The following is a 14467-nucleotide window of genomic DNA, read 5'->3' on the forward strand; positions in this document are numbered from 1 at the left end:
GGTTCTAAAATGGAAACCACAAACAAGCTAAAAGATATTAACGAAGTATTGGAATTTTTGTATCAAGAATTCCCACAATGTTTTAAACAAAAAGATGGCATCAAGCCGCTTAAAGTAGGTATTTTCAAAGATATCGCTGAGCGTATTGAAGGCTCTGACAAAGTAAGCAAGACTCAAGTTCGTCAAGCGCTCAGAAAATACACGTCTAACTGGCGTTATTTAGAAGCGGTAACTAAGTCAGAGTTTCGTATTGATCTTGATGGTAATCAAGGTGAAAAAGTTGAGCAAGAGCATATCGACCATGCACAAAAAGCATTGGAAGAAAGCCGCGCTAAAATGGCAAAACGTAAAAAACAACAACGTCCACGCCAAGACTCAGATTCTAAATCTTTTAAGAAAAAACCAGCGCATGCTAGTAAAACAGGTGATAAAAACGCTTCTGCAGCTAATAAACCTGCCAAAGCAGCTCCTGCTAAACGTTCAGGAAAAATTGAACCTTTACCAGCTACTGAGGTCAAGGTTAATAATAAGGTTAAGGTTAAACTTGGCCAAGCACTTGTAAATGCAGTAATCACTGAAGTGAACAAAGATGACGTTCATGTTGAATTAGTGACAGGCATGCAAGTCAAAACCAAAGCTGACAGTTTATACATCGTTTAAACTGTAAATAAATTAAGGAGTTTGTATGAGTAAAAAGTTTACGCTCATTCCGTTAGTTGCTGCCCTGTTTTCAGGTTCATTATTTGCTGCTGTAGAAGCCGTCACTATTGACGATTTACCACTGCTCAAGCAAGAAAGTCAACATGGTACTGCCAGCAAACGCGTGGCTAGCTTATTTACTCGTTCACACTATATCCCGGTTCGATTTAACGATGAGCTTTCTAGTAAAGTGTACGATCGTTATATCGAATCCCTTGATTTTAATAAAAGCGTATTTTTAGCAAGCGATATTGCTTCTTTTGACCAATACCGCGATGACTTTGATAACGCTATAACTACCGGCAAATTGGGTTTCACATTTGATATCTTTAATTTAAGCCTTAAACGCCGTTTTGAACGTTACGAGTATTCCCTAGCATTACTTGAAAAAGAAATGACCTTTGATAAAGAAGATGAATACTTTTTTGATCGTGAAGATGCTGCGTGGCCTGTATCTCAAGCCGAGCTTGATGAAATTTGGCGCGAACGTGTTAAGTACGATGCACTGCGTTTAAAAATGACAGGTAAAGATTGGGAAGGCATTAAAGAAGTGCTGACCAAACGCTATAAAAATGCAGAAAAGCGTTTAGTGCAATCAAATCCAGAAGATGCATTTCAATTAGTATTAAATTCTTTAGCACGCAGTATTGAGGCGCATACGTCTTATTTATCGCCGCGTCGTGCTGAACAATTTAAAATGGATATGGACCTAGAGCTCGAGGGCATAGGTGCAGTATTGAGTCCAGACGAAGATTACACAGTTATTCGCAGTTTAGTACCTGGTGGTCCTGCGGATAAAACAGAGCAAATTAAAGCCGATGACAGAATCATAGGTGTTGCTCAAGATGGTGAAGAATTTGTTGATGTTATTGGCTGGCGCTTAGATGACGTTGTTGATTTAATTAAAGGCCCTAAAGGTACTAAAGTACGTCTTCAGTATTTAAAAGGCGCTGATGCTCACGGCACACCAAAAGTTGTTGAAATTACCCGTGATAAAATCAGATTGGAAGACAGAGCCGCTAAATCAGAAGTTTTTGAAGCTAAATATTCAGATTTAACAAGCAAAGTGGGTGTGATTGAAATCCCTGGCTTTTACAATAATCTTTCGAAAGATGTAAAAGTTGAACTTGCTAAGCTTAAAGAGCAAAAGGTTGATGGGATTATTATTGACCTACGCCAAAACGGTGGTGGTTCATTATATGAAGCTACCCAGCTTTCGGGATTGTTTTTTGACCAAGGACCTGTAGTTCAAATACACACTTTAAATAACCGTATTGAAGAACAAAGAGACCGCGATGGCATTACCTATTATGATGGTCCACTTACGGTATTAGTTGATAGATACAGTGCGTCAGCATCAGAAATATTTGCAGCGGCAATGCAAGATTATGGCCGCGCAGTTATTATTGGTGAGCAAACCTTTGGTAAAGGCACGGTTCAACAGCACAAAGGCTTAGGCCGTGCTTATGACTTGTATGATAATGCATTGGGTAGCGTGCAATATACAATTGCTAAATTTTACCGCATCAATGGTGGTAGTACGCAACACAAAGGTGTGATTCCAGACATCTCGTTTCCATCAGCAATCGATCCTGCAGAATGGGGCGAAAGTAAACAAGACAATGCACTGCCTTGGGATAGCATTGTTAAAGCGAAATATAAAAAACTTGGTAATTTAACGCCAGTTATTACCTATCTTGAGAAGCAACATGAGGTACGAATTAAATCAGAACCTGAGTTTGGTTATGTATTTAATGATATTGCCTTATACAACGAAGAGAAAGATCGTAAAACGATCTCTTTAGTTGAAGCAGACCGCATTAAAGAAAAAGACGAAGGTGAGGCACGTGCACTTGTACGTACTAATGAACGTCTTAAGCGTTTAGGTAAAGATCCGGTAGAAAACTTAGATGATTTACCTGAGGTTATTGAAGAGCTTGATCCATTTTTAGAAGAAGCCGCTTTAATTACCCAAGATTATATTAACTATGGTCGCATAGCTAAGAAGTAACCGCTGGTTTTACCTCTATAAAAAAGGCGCTTTTGCGCCTTTTTTGCTACCTATAATTTACTAAATTGTTATAATCTCCCATTACATAAAGTTGAGCTAGATTATTAAAGTTCAATTAATGCACTTTACGTGCTAAAAATAATAATTAAACACACATTGAGTGTGTAGGAGTCTCTACTTTGAAGCCATTGGAAGATAAACCAATCAAGCCTGCCTCGTTTTTTGATGCATTAGTTCCTATCTCTGTATTAATTTGCCTACTCGGCGCTGCCGTATACTTATTTGGTGATAATTCTTCATCAGGTCCTAACCAGATTGCACTTTTGTTCGCAACTTTTGCAGCTGCTTTAATTGGTCTTAAAAATGGTTATACTTGGAAAAAGTTAGAGCAAGCAATGATTGAAGGCATAACGCTTTCACTTGGTGCTATTCTAATTTTACTCATGGTAGGTGCATTAATTGGTACTTGGTTACTATCAGGAACTGTACCGACCTTAATTTATTATGGCTTACAGGTTATCAATCCGAGCTGGTTTTATGCAGCTAGCTGCTTAATTTGTGGCATTGTTGCAATGAGTATTGGTAGTTCGTGGACTACGGCTGCAACAATAGGTGTTGCTTTACTTGGCGTAGCAACCGGTCTTGGGCTTGAACAAACAGTAACAGCCGGCGCGGTTATATCGGGCGCGTACTTTGGTGATAAGTTAAGCCCACTGTCAGAAACTACAAATCTTGCACCTGCAGTTGTTGGGGCTGATTTATTTGAGCATATCCAACATATGTTATGGACGACAGTACCTAGCTTTGTTATTGCACTGATTATATTTATAGTTATGGGTTTTAATGCAACGGCTTCAAGTGAAGCAGGGCGTATTGACGAAATTACAGCTATTTTACAACAAAATTTTAATATTGGTTTTGAAATGCTAATACCACTAATTGTATTGTTAGTTTTAGCAATTAAAAAAATGCCAGCCTTTCCTGCTATCTCTATTGGTGCTGTTGTGGGCGCTGTTTGGGCCATGTTGTTTCAATCTGATTTAATTGCTAGCCAAATTGATGTCTCTCAAGGACAGTTAGTAGGCTACTTTAAGCTTGTTTGGACCACTTTTTTTGACGGTTTTAGCATAAACACCGGCGATGATAAAATGGACTCGCTACTTAGTGGTGGTGGTATGGCTGGAATGCTTACAACGACCTGGCTTATTATGACCGCACTTATGTTTGGCGCTATCATGGAAAAAACAGGTCTTCTTGATATTTTTGTTAAAAGTATTCTTAAAATAGCTAAAAGTACGGGATCGTTAATTGCGGCAACAATAGCAACGTGTATTGGTACTAACGTGATAGCTGCTGATCAATATATTGCTATTGTTGTACCCGGTCGTATGTTTAAAGATGAATATAAAAAACGTGGTTTGAAGCCTGTTAACTTATCTCGTACATTGGAAGATGGCGGTACAATTACCAGCCCATTAATTCCGTGGAACACTTGTGGCGCTTACATGCAAAGCGTTTTACTCATAAATCCGTTTGACTATGCACTGTACGCTTTCTTTAATTTAATTAACCCTGTATTAGCGGTTGTTTATGCCTATTTAGGTATTAAAATTTTACGTATCAAACCAAAACAATCGGCCTAATTTTAAACAGCTCTTTTAAATTTAAAGGAGCTGTTTTGGAGCATCTATGACTGAATCAAGTAAACCTCAAGCACAATATCTTAAAGACTACAAAGCCCCAGACTTTTTAATTGACCACACTGAGCTAACATTTGACTTACAGCCATTAACAACGAAGGTAAGTTCCTTATTAACACTTACACGAGTAGGTGATAACAAAGCACCCTTAGTGCTTGATGGTATTGATTTACGCCTGCTCTCTTTATCAATTGATACTGTTGATATAACGGATTATGAAATTATTGGCGAGCAACTAATAATTAATAATCTACCGGATAGTTGCCAATTAAGTATTGTCACCGAGATATCACCTGAGACTAATACTTCACTAGAAGGTTTATATTTATCAGGTGGTGCGTATTGCACGCAATGTGAGGCGCAGGGGTTTAGAAAAATAACCTATTACATGGATCGCCCCGATGTTTTATCTACATTTGATGTGACCGTAATTGCAGATACAAAATTTTCTCAGCTCCTATCTAATGGTAATCAAGTAGACAGTGGTGAAACTCAAGATGGGCGTCATTTTGCTAAATGGCAAGACCCGTTTAAAAAGCCAAGTTATTTGTTTGCTTTGGTTGCTGGTGATTTTGATGTATTAAAAGACAACTATATTACTCAAAGCGGTAAAAATGTTGAACTTGCTCTATTTGTAGATAAAGGTAATTTATCTAAAACACCACATGCTATTGCCTCACTTAAAAAAGCAATGCAGTGGGATGAAGCGCGTTTTAATTTAGAATATGACCTAGATATTTATATGATTGTAGCCGTTGATTTTTTCAACATGGGTGCAATGGAAAATAAAGGTTTAAACATATTTAATAGTAAATGTGTTTTAGCCAACCAAGAAACAGCGACAGATAAAGACTATCATACGATTGAATCTATAGTAGGGCATGAGTATTTCCATAACTGGACAGGTAATCGAGTAACGTGCAGAGATTGGTTTCAGTTATCGCTTAAAGAAGGTTTAACTGTATTTAGGGATCAAGAGTTTAGTAGTGACTTAGGCTCTCGTGCGCTTAATCGAATTGACGCTGTAAAAGTAATGCGCACACACCAGTTTAGCGAAGATGCTGGCCCTATGGCTCATCCTATTCGTCCAGAAAAAGTTATTGAAATGAATAACTTTTACACGGTTACTGTGTACGATAAAGGCGCCGAAGTAATCCGAATGATGCATACATTATTAGGCGAGCCAAACTTTCAAAAAGGTATGGCACTCTATTTTGAGCGCCATGACGGACAAGCTGTTACTTGTGATGATTTTGTAAGTGCAATGAGCGACGCATCAGGCGTTAACTTAGATCAGTTTAAACGTTGGTATAGTCAAGCAGGTACATCTCGTTTAAATGCTATTCAAAACTTTGATCTGGATTCAAATACATACAGTTTAACAATTGAACAATTTGCACCGCTGAACCAGCAAAGTAATGCACCTTTGCACATTCCATTTGCAATTGAACTGTTAGATGTAAATGGACAAAGTATTGAGCTTGAGTACCAAGGCGAAAAAGTTAACCACGTTCTAAATGTAACTCAACCATCACAGACATTTCACTTTGATAATATGACTGCTAAACCTGTTGCAGTATTACTTGAAGACTTTTCTGCTCCATGTATTTTAAACCAAGAGACAGATGAACATGAGCTACTTCATATTATGCGTTTCGCACGCAGTGACTTTTCTCGTTGGGATGCACAGCAGCAGCTATTTATTAAAGCAATGAAAGCGAATCTAAATAGTGTTGAAAGTGTTGGGCTTAGTGATGAGATAATTAATGCGCTTCGTGGATTAGTTAATGAAAAACAGGGCGATCTAGCGCTTATTGCAGAGCTATTAAAATTACCAAGTTTTGATACGTTGGCTGCTGAATTTGAAGTAATTCCAGTAGATGAAATAGTCAATATTGCTGAGCAATTTGAAAGGCAAATAGCGGATGAGTTAACTAACGAGTTTATAACGTGTTTTGAATCGTTAATCGATGATGGCAGTGTAAATGCAAGCGCCGTTGCAATTCGGTCTTTAAAGCAGCTATGCCTTCATTACCTTGCTAAAACTAATGACCCGCACGCTGCTGATTTTATTAAACATGCTGCAAGCTCAAAAAATATGACGAATGTTTTAGGTGCACTAAGTGCCGCTGTTAAAGCGTCACATGAGCTATGTGAAGAATTGTTAAACTACTTTGATAGTCAATGGCGTCACGATGTATTAGTAATGGATAAATGGTTTGCTTTGCAAGCGATGCAAACTGGTGACAATGCAATTGATAATATTAAGGCGCTTTACGAACATCCGTGTTTTGATTTTTCAAACCCCAATCGTGTACGAGCACTTGTAGGTAGCTTTAGCCATTTCAATACGTCTCAGTTTCATCGCCTTGATGGTAAAGGTTACGCGCTCTTAGGTGATTTACTCATTAAATTAAATGCTATAAACCCTCAAAATGCATCTCGTATGCTAACGCCGTTTATGTCGTGGAAGCGATACGATAATACACGTTCAACAGCAATGAGACTGCAACTAGAACGTTTAGCTAATTTAGATGGGTTAAGCGCCGATTTATTTGAAAAGGTTGAAAAAGCACTTAAGTAAATGATCGAATATTATTTTAATTTAAGATTGAGCTACAGCGAATGCATGGATTACTACCATGGTCGTTTTAGCTCATTGCAGGTTGTCGAAGATGGCGGGAAAACAGTGCGTTTTTCTGCTAATCACTTAAGGCCATTTATTACTAGCTTAGGTATAAGAGGGCGTTTCAGAATGTTACTAACCCTTGAAAATAAATTTATTCGTATTGAACGAGTGGCTTAGTACGCTGTTTTTATGTTATAAAATCATAAAATATTGTCTTTTTGTTAATTTCAATTTGTTCTATTGTTAAATTACGTGTATAAATTATCTGGTACGACGTCTTACCAATACGTAAACGTCAACCAGAATGAAAATATATAACAGATTGAATGCGACTATTTGTAATTTATCCATTTCGCTTCTATCGTTACGATTACACTAAAAACAATAACTTGATCACACAAAATGACCCGCGACAGGGGGGAACCAAAAATGATAAGAAGATCGCTTTTTGTTAAAAATAAAATCGCTATAGGTTTAGCAGTCGCTAGCCTTGGTTTATCAACAGCTAATGTACAAGCTGCAACATTTGAAGCCGGAGGGTTTGATATTACCTTCGATTCAACCTTTTCATATGGGCAAAGTGTCCGTGTAGAAGACCGAGACTTTAGCTTAATTGGTAAAAGTAATAACCCGGCGTTTAACTGGGCAGGTTACAATCCTGCGTTAAGTAATACCGTTTATTCATCTCAAGATGTGTGGGCTCAACCAGGCTCTTACTCAAATAATGGTGACGCGGGTAATTTGAATTTCGATAGTGGTGATTCATTTTCTAAATTATTAAAAGGTACACACGACCTTTCAATAAATAAAGACAACTACGGTTTGTTTACACGTTTTATGTATTTTTATGATTTTGCCTTAATGGATGGCAATCATGCATATGCTAATCCTACATCAGGTCAAGGTGTTGACCCATGTGACGATAAAGATACTAAAGCACAAAGCTGCGCCGACATTCGTTTATTAGATGCGTTTGTTTGGGCTGATTTTGATTTAAATGACGGTAACAACCCATTGTCAGTGCGTTTAGGTCAGCAAGTTGTTAACTGGGGCGAAAGTACGCTTATATCTCATGGTATTAATGTAAACCCTGTAGATATAGATCGTTTAAAAGCACCTGGTGCTGAGCTTAAAGAGGCATTTATTCCGGTGGGCATGTTATGGGCTTCATTGGGTATAACAGACAATATTACGCTTGAAGGTTTTTATCAGTATCAATGGCAAGAAACGCGTTTGCCTGCAGCAGGTACGTACTTTTCTACTAATGACTTTGCGGCAGAAAATGGTTATCAGCAAAATGTTCAGTTAGGTTTTACATCTAACCCTGATATTGATGTTGCATTTTTAACTGATAGTCTAAACAACCTAACATCTGACTTTGCTTTAGCGGCAGCTGCACAGGGGATTGATCCATCTAGTGCTGAAGGCAGTGCTTTACTTGCTCAAATGTACCTTGCTTACCCCACTAAAGTTGCACTTAAAGGTAAAGGCGGTAACGGTAAAACAGAACCTGAAGATGGCGGCCAATACGGTTTACGTTTAGGTGTATTTTTGCCTGAATTTAATGATACTGAAATTGCACTGTATCATGTGAATTATCATAGTCGTCGTCCGCTTATATCTGGTCGTGTATCAAACTTTACTCAAGCAGCTATTGCACAAGATTTAGCAATGATTATGACAACAGAAATTACGTCTGATAATGTTGCTGATTTAACTGCTTTCTCTAAAGCGGAAAACGATTACCCTGAAGATATCAAATTATACGGTTTAAGTTTTAATACCACGATAGGCGAAACAGCCTTTGCCGGTGAATTTGCTTTTCGTCAAGATGAACCACTGCAAATTGATGACGTAGAATTACTCTACACAGCAATGCCTGAACAGTTAGCTGTTGCGGGTATTCGTCCTGATTTTGCGGGTATTTCGCAAATGAGTTTTGGTGATGCTATAAGCTCAGTTGGCTCAGGTGAAGTTGCCCAAGGTTATATTGAACGTGATACATCACAGATTCAGTTCACTGCGACCCATTTATTTGGCCCTTCGTTAGGTGCTGATAGCTGGGCTGTTGTTGGTGAAGTGGGCGCTGTAAAAATTCACAATATGCCTGAATACGATGAAATGCGCTTAAATGTATCTGGTACTGGCCGAAGTGGAACAATTACGGGTCCAGGTACTACCGATTATTCAACGCTACAGCTTGGTTTATCAAATGGTGCTGAAGAAAAGTCTTTTGCAACCGCTTCTTCTTGGGGTTACCGCTTAATTGCTAAAGGTGATTATTTTAATCTCTACAATGGTATTAACTTTTCACCACGTTTTGTTTTCTCTCATGACGTAAATGGTAATACACCAGATCCTATGTTCTTGTTTATTGAAGACCGTAAATCTTTAGGTGCTACCATGAACTTTAATTACCAAAATGCATGGTCACTTGATGTGAGCTATAACTCATTTTGGGGCGGCGGTGGTGTTAATACATTCTCAGACCGCGATTACGTTTCTTTCAATTTAAAATATTCTATTTAGGGGTAACATTACTATGATTAAAAAACCTACCCTCATTGCTACTGCTTTTTGTAGCTTGTTTGCAAGCAGCGCGGCATTAGCCAAATTAAGTGCTGATGAAGTTGCTCACTTAGGCCAAGATTTAACGCCAATGGGTGCAGAAAAATCAGCCAATGCTGATGGTTCTATTCCTGCATGGAATAACGGGATTACATCTGCGCCAGCAGGTTATGAACCTGGTATGCATCATCTTGACCCGTTTTCAACAGATAAAGTGCTTTTCACTATTGATAAAAGTAATATTGAAAAATACAAAGCAAATTTAAGCCCCGGGCAAATTGCTTTATTTGAAGCGTATCCAGACACGTTCAAAATGCCAGTATACGAAACACGTCGTTCTGCTTCGTATCCTCAATTTGTTTATGATGCAACGAAAAAGTTTGCAGCAACGGCAGAGCTAGTTGAAGGTGGTAACGGGATTAAAAATACTGCAATTGGTATCCCTTTCCCTATCCCTAAAACTGGTTTAGAGGCAATTTGGAATCACTTATTGCGCTATCGTGGCCAATCTATTGAGCGTTTTGGTGGACAAGCTGCACCAACCGCATCAGGTTCTTACAATTATGTTGGCTTTGATGAGCAATTATTAGTTAAATATTCAGACCCAAGCGCAACACCAGCTGAGCTACAAGACTCAAACATTTTGTTTAAGTTTAAACAAAAAGTAACAGAGCCTGCTCGTTTAGCGGGTACAGCGTTATTAGTTCATGAAACGATGGACCAAATATTAACACCACGCCAAGCTTGGACCTATAACTCAGGTCAACGACGTGTTCGTCGCGCACCTAACGTGGCATATGATGCACCAGGTACTGCAGCGGATAGCTTACGTACTACCGATGACTTTGATATGTTTAATGGCTCGCCTAATCGTTACAATTGGACGTTAAAAGGTAAGCAAGAATTATATGTGCCGTATAATAGCTATAAGCTACATAGTGACAAACTTGAATATGATGACATTTTAAAACCAGGTCATATTAATCCAGAACATACGCGTTACGAAAAGCACCGTGTATGGGTTGTTGAAGCTAACTTGAAAGATGATACACGCCATATTTATAAAAAACGTGTATTTTACATTGATGAAGATAGCTGGCAGGTACAGGTCACTGATATTTATGATAACCGCGACCAACTTTATCGTGTAGCAATGGCTTATGGCCTTAACTATTACGAAGTACCTACACAGTGGAGTACGCTTGAGGTTTACCATGATTTGAACTCTCGTCGTTATTTAGCAATTGGTTTAGATAACCAAGAAAAAATGTACGATTTTTCACAGTCATTTAACGATAACGAATTTACTTCAAGTGCTTTACGTCGCGCAGGTAGATAGTATTAAACTAAGCACTTAACAATATGTTAAGTGCTTTTTCCTTTCTCATCGCGTTTGTCTTACAGCGCGCAACGCACTCCCTAGTAAAAAGACAAACAACTCTCTCGTACAAGGCGATTAAAATTTATGAAGTATTTGGTATATGCCAGCCTGATAATAAGCGGTGCGAGTGTTGCACAAGAAGCCCCTAACTATGCAATCAGTGCAACAAATGCAGCTAAAACCTTACTCACCGATATAACTAACACGGGTAATGGCTTAATTGCTGTTGGTAAACACGGTACTGTTATTAAAAGTACATCGGGTGATTCATGGCAACAAGCTGAACTAGTTCCAACTCAAGTGCTCTTAACTGCCGTTGATTTTAGTAACGAAAATAATGGATGGGCGTGTGGCCACGATGCAACAATTATTAATACCACTGATGGTGGTCTTAATTGGCAATTACAACAAGTAAAACCTGAATTAGATAAACCGTGTTTAGATATTTTATTTGAAAACGATTTACAAGGCTTTGCCGTTGGCGCATATGGTATGTTTTACCACACCACAGATGGTGGAAAGCATTGGCAAAAGCGTTTTTTAGACTCTTTGTTATTTAGTGATGATCGCGATTATTTAAATGATTTAAAAGAAAATGATCCTGAAGGTTATGAGGCTGAAACAGCTTCAATTTTACCGCATTTTAATCGTATAGAAAAAACGACTAACGGATTAATAATCGTTGGTGAAATGGGGTTAATGGCCAGAAGTTCTGACAATGGTGTTACTTGGGAACGTTTAGAAGAAATTTACCCTGGTTCCTTTTTTGCGTTTAATTCAGATGAACAACAAGAAGTTGTTGCAGGTCTACGCGGTAACGTATTTACGAAACAACGAGAGGAGCAAGAGTGGCAGCATTTAGAAAATGTAAAAGCTGCAACCGTTAACAGCATCATTAATTATAACAATGAACAATGGTTAATGCTGGCCAACAGTGGAGTTATTTTTCATTTACAAGATGGGTTACTTACTCACGAGCAACTCGCTGATGGTAAAGCAATACTTGATGGTGTGATTATAAATAATAACCTAATCATGGCTACAGAAGATGGCATTAAAGTGAAGGAGTTGACCCCTTAATGCATAAGATTTTAGATTTAATAGAAAAAGCGATTTTTAGACATCGCTTAATCATGCTTATAAGCTTTGCACTTATAACGTGCTTACTTGTATTTAAAGCAACGCAAATTCAACTTGATGCATCGTTTAATAAAAATATCCCGTTAAACCACGATTATATGAAAGTGTATACCAAGCATGAAAAGCAGTTTGGTGGTGCAAACAGTATTCTTATTTCAGTCTGTGACGACAGTGGTAATATATTTAATCCAGAATTTTTTACTCAGCTAAAAGCGGTTCATGATCAGCTTTATTTTATACCTGGAGTAAACCGTCCATTAGTAAATTCTATATTCTCCCCCAGCGCTCGTTTTGTTGAAGTAGTCGAAGATGGCTTTGCAGGTGGTCCAATTATTCCGGCAAACTTTAAAGCAGATACGCGTGGTTTAGGTGTAGTAAAGGAAAACATTGAAAAAGCAAAAGTTGTAGGGCGTATGATTGCCAGCGATTATTCGTGCGCGATGGTCACGGCTCAACTTTTAGAAACAGATCCTCAAACACAACAAAAATTAGACACATTAGCTTTTGCACAAAAGCTAGAAAGTGATTTAAGAGAGCCTTTAAGTACAGACAAAGTAAGTATTCATATTATTGGCTTTGCAAAAATGGCCGGGGATATAGCTGAAGGCGCAAAGGGAGTGGTTGTATTTTTTGCCATTGCTATCGCCTTTACTTTTATTATGGTTTGGCTGTTTTGTGGTAGTTTAAAGCTAACTATTTTGCCTATTGCGTGTTCCATCATTGCTGTTATTTGGCAGCTAGGTTTACTTTCGAGTTTAGGCTTTGGCCTTGATCCTATGTCTATTTTGGTGCCATTTTTAGTCTTCGCTATTGGCGTAAGTCATGGTGTGCAGATGATCAATGCAATAGGCAAAAAAGTAGGTGAAGGGAAAAGTACTAGGATTTGCTGTCAATCAAGTTTTAGAACGTTACTTATTCCAGGTGGTATTGCACTTTTATCAGACACTGTTGGCTTTTTAACATTATTGACCATTGATATTGGTATTATCCGTGAGCTGGCAATAACAGCCAGTTTAGGTGTTGCGGTTATTATATTTACTAATTTAATTTTATTGCCTGTTTGGGCTTCTTACATGAAATTTGAAGGCAGTGTGCATATTCAATCAGGTGATGCGGATAAACCAAATCTGCTTGATGCGATTCGTGACATACTCGTTAAAGCAACCGATCCTAAAATTGCTAAAATGATTATAGGCTTTACTTTGGTGTTATTTGCTTTGGGCTATTGGCAAGCAGATAAAATGCGCATAGGTGATTTACATGCCGGAGCGCCTTCCCTTCATCAAGATGCTCGCTATAATCAAGATACTTTCTTAATATCAGATAAATATACAATTTCATCTGACATTTTAAAGGTCATTGTTGAGGCCTATCCTGCAGCGTGTACTGAACATGATGTTATGGAGCGTATTAGTCGCTTTCAATATAAAGTTGAAAATGTAGCCGGCGTGCAATCAGTTGTTAGTTTGAGTTCCGTTGCGCAGTCAGTGAATGCAGGCTATAACGAAGGTAACCTTAAGTGGCAAAGTCTTCCACGAAATTCTGCTAGTTTAGTGCAATCCACTTCAAGAGTAGAAACGAGTACGGGTTTACTCAATGGTGATTGCTCTGTTATGCCTGTTATTATCTTTTTAGATGACCACAAAGCACAAACGATTGACCGCGTAATTGAAAACGTTAAACAATTTTCAATAGAAGAGGGCACTGATAAATTAGCCTTTAAATTAGCATCTGGGCCAGTTGGGGTAATGGCTGCAACAAATGAGTCAGTATCTGAAGCACAAATACCAATGATGATATACGTTTATGGTGCAGTAATTATTTTATGTTTACTAAGTTTCAGAAGCCTAAAAGCAACAATAGCCGTGGTATTACCACTTTATATTGTATCAACACTTGCACAAGCACTTATGGTTCAACTAGAAATAGGCTTAACGGTTTCTACATTGCCGGTGATTGCTTTAGGAGTCGGTATTGGTGTTGATTATGGCATTTATATCCTGTCATCAATGATGGGGCAGCTTAAACAAAACGTGCCACTGAGTGTTGCTTATCGCAATGCATTGGTTGAACGTGGTAGTGCCGTGTTATTTACGGGTATTACGCTTGCAATTGGTGTTAGCACATGGATTTTCTCTGATTTGAAATTTCAAGTAGACATGGGAATACTGCTTACCTTCATGTTTTTAGTAAATATGTTAGGTGCAGTACTGTTATTACCTGCGATTGGAAGCTTACTCTGGACTGACCAGAAGAAATAAAGTGAATAATTTTGCTCCTTAATGGCCAGTAATGGCCATTTATATCTATAATTTGTGAATAGATGACCAAATAGCTGA

The 14467-nt window shown here is 38.2% G+C and carries 9 protein-coding genes; all 9 read left to right on the forward strand.

Annotated elements, in window-relative coordinates; genetic code table 11:
- Positions 1 to 9: 9 nt before the first annotated feature.
- Positions 10 to 660, forward strand: a complete 651-nt coding sequence (gene proQ, locus D172_RS08195) for an RNA chaperone ProQ (RefSeq protein ID WP_007375722.1) — start codon at positions 10 to 12, stop codon at positions 658 to 660.
- 25 nt (positions 661 to 685) lie between these two features.
- A complete protein-coding gene (gene prc, locus D172_RS08200; RefSeq protein ID WP_007375723.1) occupies positions 686 to 2710 on the forward strand; it encodes a carboxy terminal-processing peptidase in 2025 nt (674 codons plus the stop codon).
- A 179-nt stretch (positions 2711 to 2889) separates the two neighbouring features.
- A complete protein-coding gene (gene nhaC / locus D172_RS08205) occupies positions 2890 to 4353 on the forward strand; it encodes a Na+/H+ antiporter NhaC (protein ID WP_007375724.1) in 1464 nt (487 codons plus the stop codon).
- Positions 4354 to 4399: 46 nt separating this feature from the next.
- Positions 4400 to 6994, forward strand: a complete 2595-nt coding sequence (gene pepN / locus D172_RS08210; RefSeq protein ID WP_007375725.1) for an aminopeptidase N — start codon at positions 4400 to 4402, stop codon at positions 6992 to 6994.
- Entirely contained in the window at positions 6995 to 7216 is a 222-nt protein-coding gene (locus tag D172_RS08215) for a DUF2835 family protein (RefSeq protein WP_033014893.1), read from the forward strand.
- Positions 7217 to 7468: 252 nt separating this feature from the next.
- The gene (locus D172_RS08220; protein ID WP_007375727.1) at positions 7469 to 9568 is read left to right on the forward strand and encodes a DUF1302 domain-containing protein; all 2100 of its coding nucleotides are present in this window, start codon (positions 7469 to 7471) and stop codon (positions 9566 to 9568) included.
- Positions 9569 to 9581: 13 nt separating this feature from the next.
- Complete coding sequence (locus D172_RS08225; protein ID WP_007375728.1) at positions 9582 to 10946, forward strand: DUF1329 domain-containing protein; 1365 nt, start codon at positions 9582 to 9584, stop codon at positions 10944 to 10946.
- Positions 10947 to 11072: 126 nt separating this feature from the next.
- Positions 11073 to 12068: a WD40/YVTN/BNR-like repeat-containing protein gene (locus tag D172_RS08230; protein ID WP_007375729.1), complete on the forward strand. Its 996-nt coding sequence runs from the start codon at positions 11073 to 11075 to the stop codon at positions 12066 to 12068.
- Positions 12068 to 14389, forward strand: coding sequence for an efflux RND transporter permease subunit (locus tag D172_RS08235; RefSeq protein ID WP_007375730.1), 2322 nt, complete (start codon positions 12068 to 12070; stop codon positions 14387 to 14389). The genes D172_RS08230 and D172_RS08235 overlap by 1 nt, the downstream gene beginning before the upstream one ends.
- Positions 14390 to 14467 lie beyond the last annotated feature (78 nt).

The sequence above is a fragment of the Pseudoalteromonas sp. Bsw20308 genome (assembly GCF_000310105.2).
Lineage (GTDB): Bacteria > Pseudomonadota > Gammaproteobacteria > Enterobacterales > Alteromonadaceae > Pseudoalteromonas > Pseudoalteromonas fuliginea.

What these genes read in the sequence shown, in the direction of transcription:
- proQ (WP_007375722.1), top strand. Translation starts at nt 10, where the DNA reads ATGGAAACCACAAACAAGCTAAAAGATATTAACGAAGTATTGGAATTT.
- prc (WP_007375723.1), top strand. Translation starts at nt 686, where the DNA reads ATGAGTAAAAAGTTTACGCTCATTCCGTTAGTTGCTGCCCTGTTTTCA.
- pepN (WP_007375725.1), top strand. Translation starts at nt 4,400, where the DNA reads ATGACTGAATCAAGTAAACCTCAAGCACAATATCTTAAAGACTACAAA.
- D172_RS08215 (WP_033014893.1), top strand. Translation starts at nt 6,995, where the DNA reads ATGATCGAATATTATTTTAATTTAAGATTGAGCTACAGCGAATGCATG.
- D172_RS08220 (WP_007375727.1), top strand. Translation starts at nt 7,469, where the DNA reads ATGATAAGAAGATCGCTTTTTGTTAAAAATAAAATCGCTATAGGTTTA.
- D172_RS08225 (WP_007375728.1), top strand. Translation starts at nt 9,582, where the DNA reads ATGATTAAAAAACCTACCCTCATTGCTACTGCTTTTTGTAGCTTGTTT.
- D172_RS08230 (WP_007375729.1), top strand. Translation starts at nt 11,073, where the DNA reads ATGAAGTATTTGGTATATGCCAGCCTGATAATAAGCGGTGCGAGTGTT.
- D172_RS08235 (WP_007375730.1), top strand. Translation starts at nt 12,068, where the DNA reads ATGCATAAGATTTTAGATTTAATAGAAAAAGCGATTTTTAGACATCGC.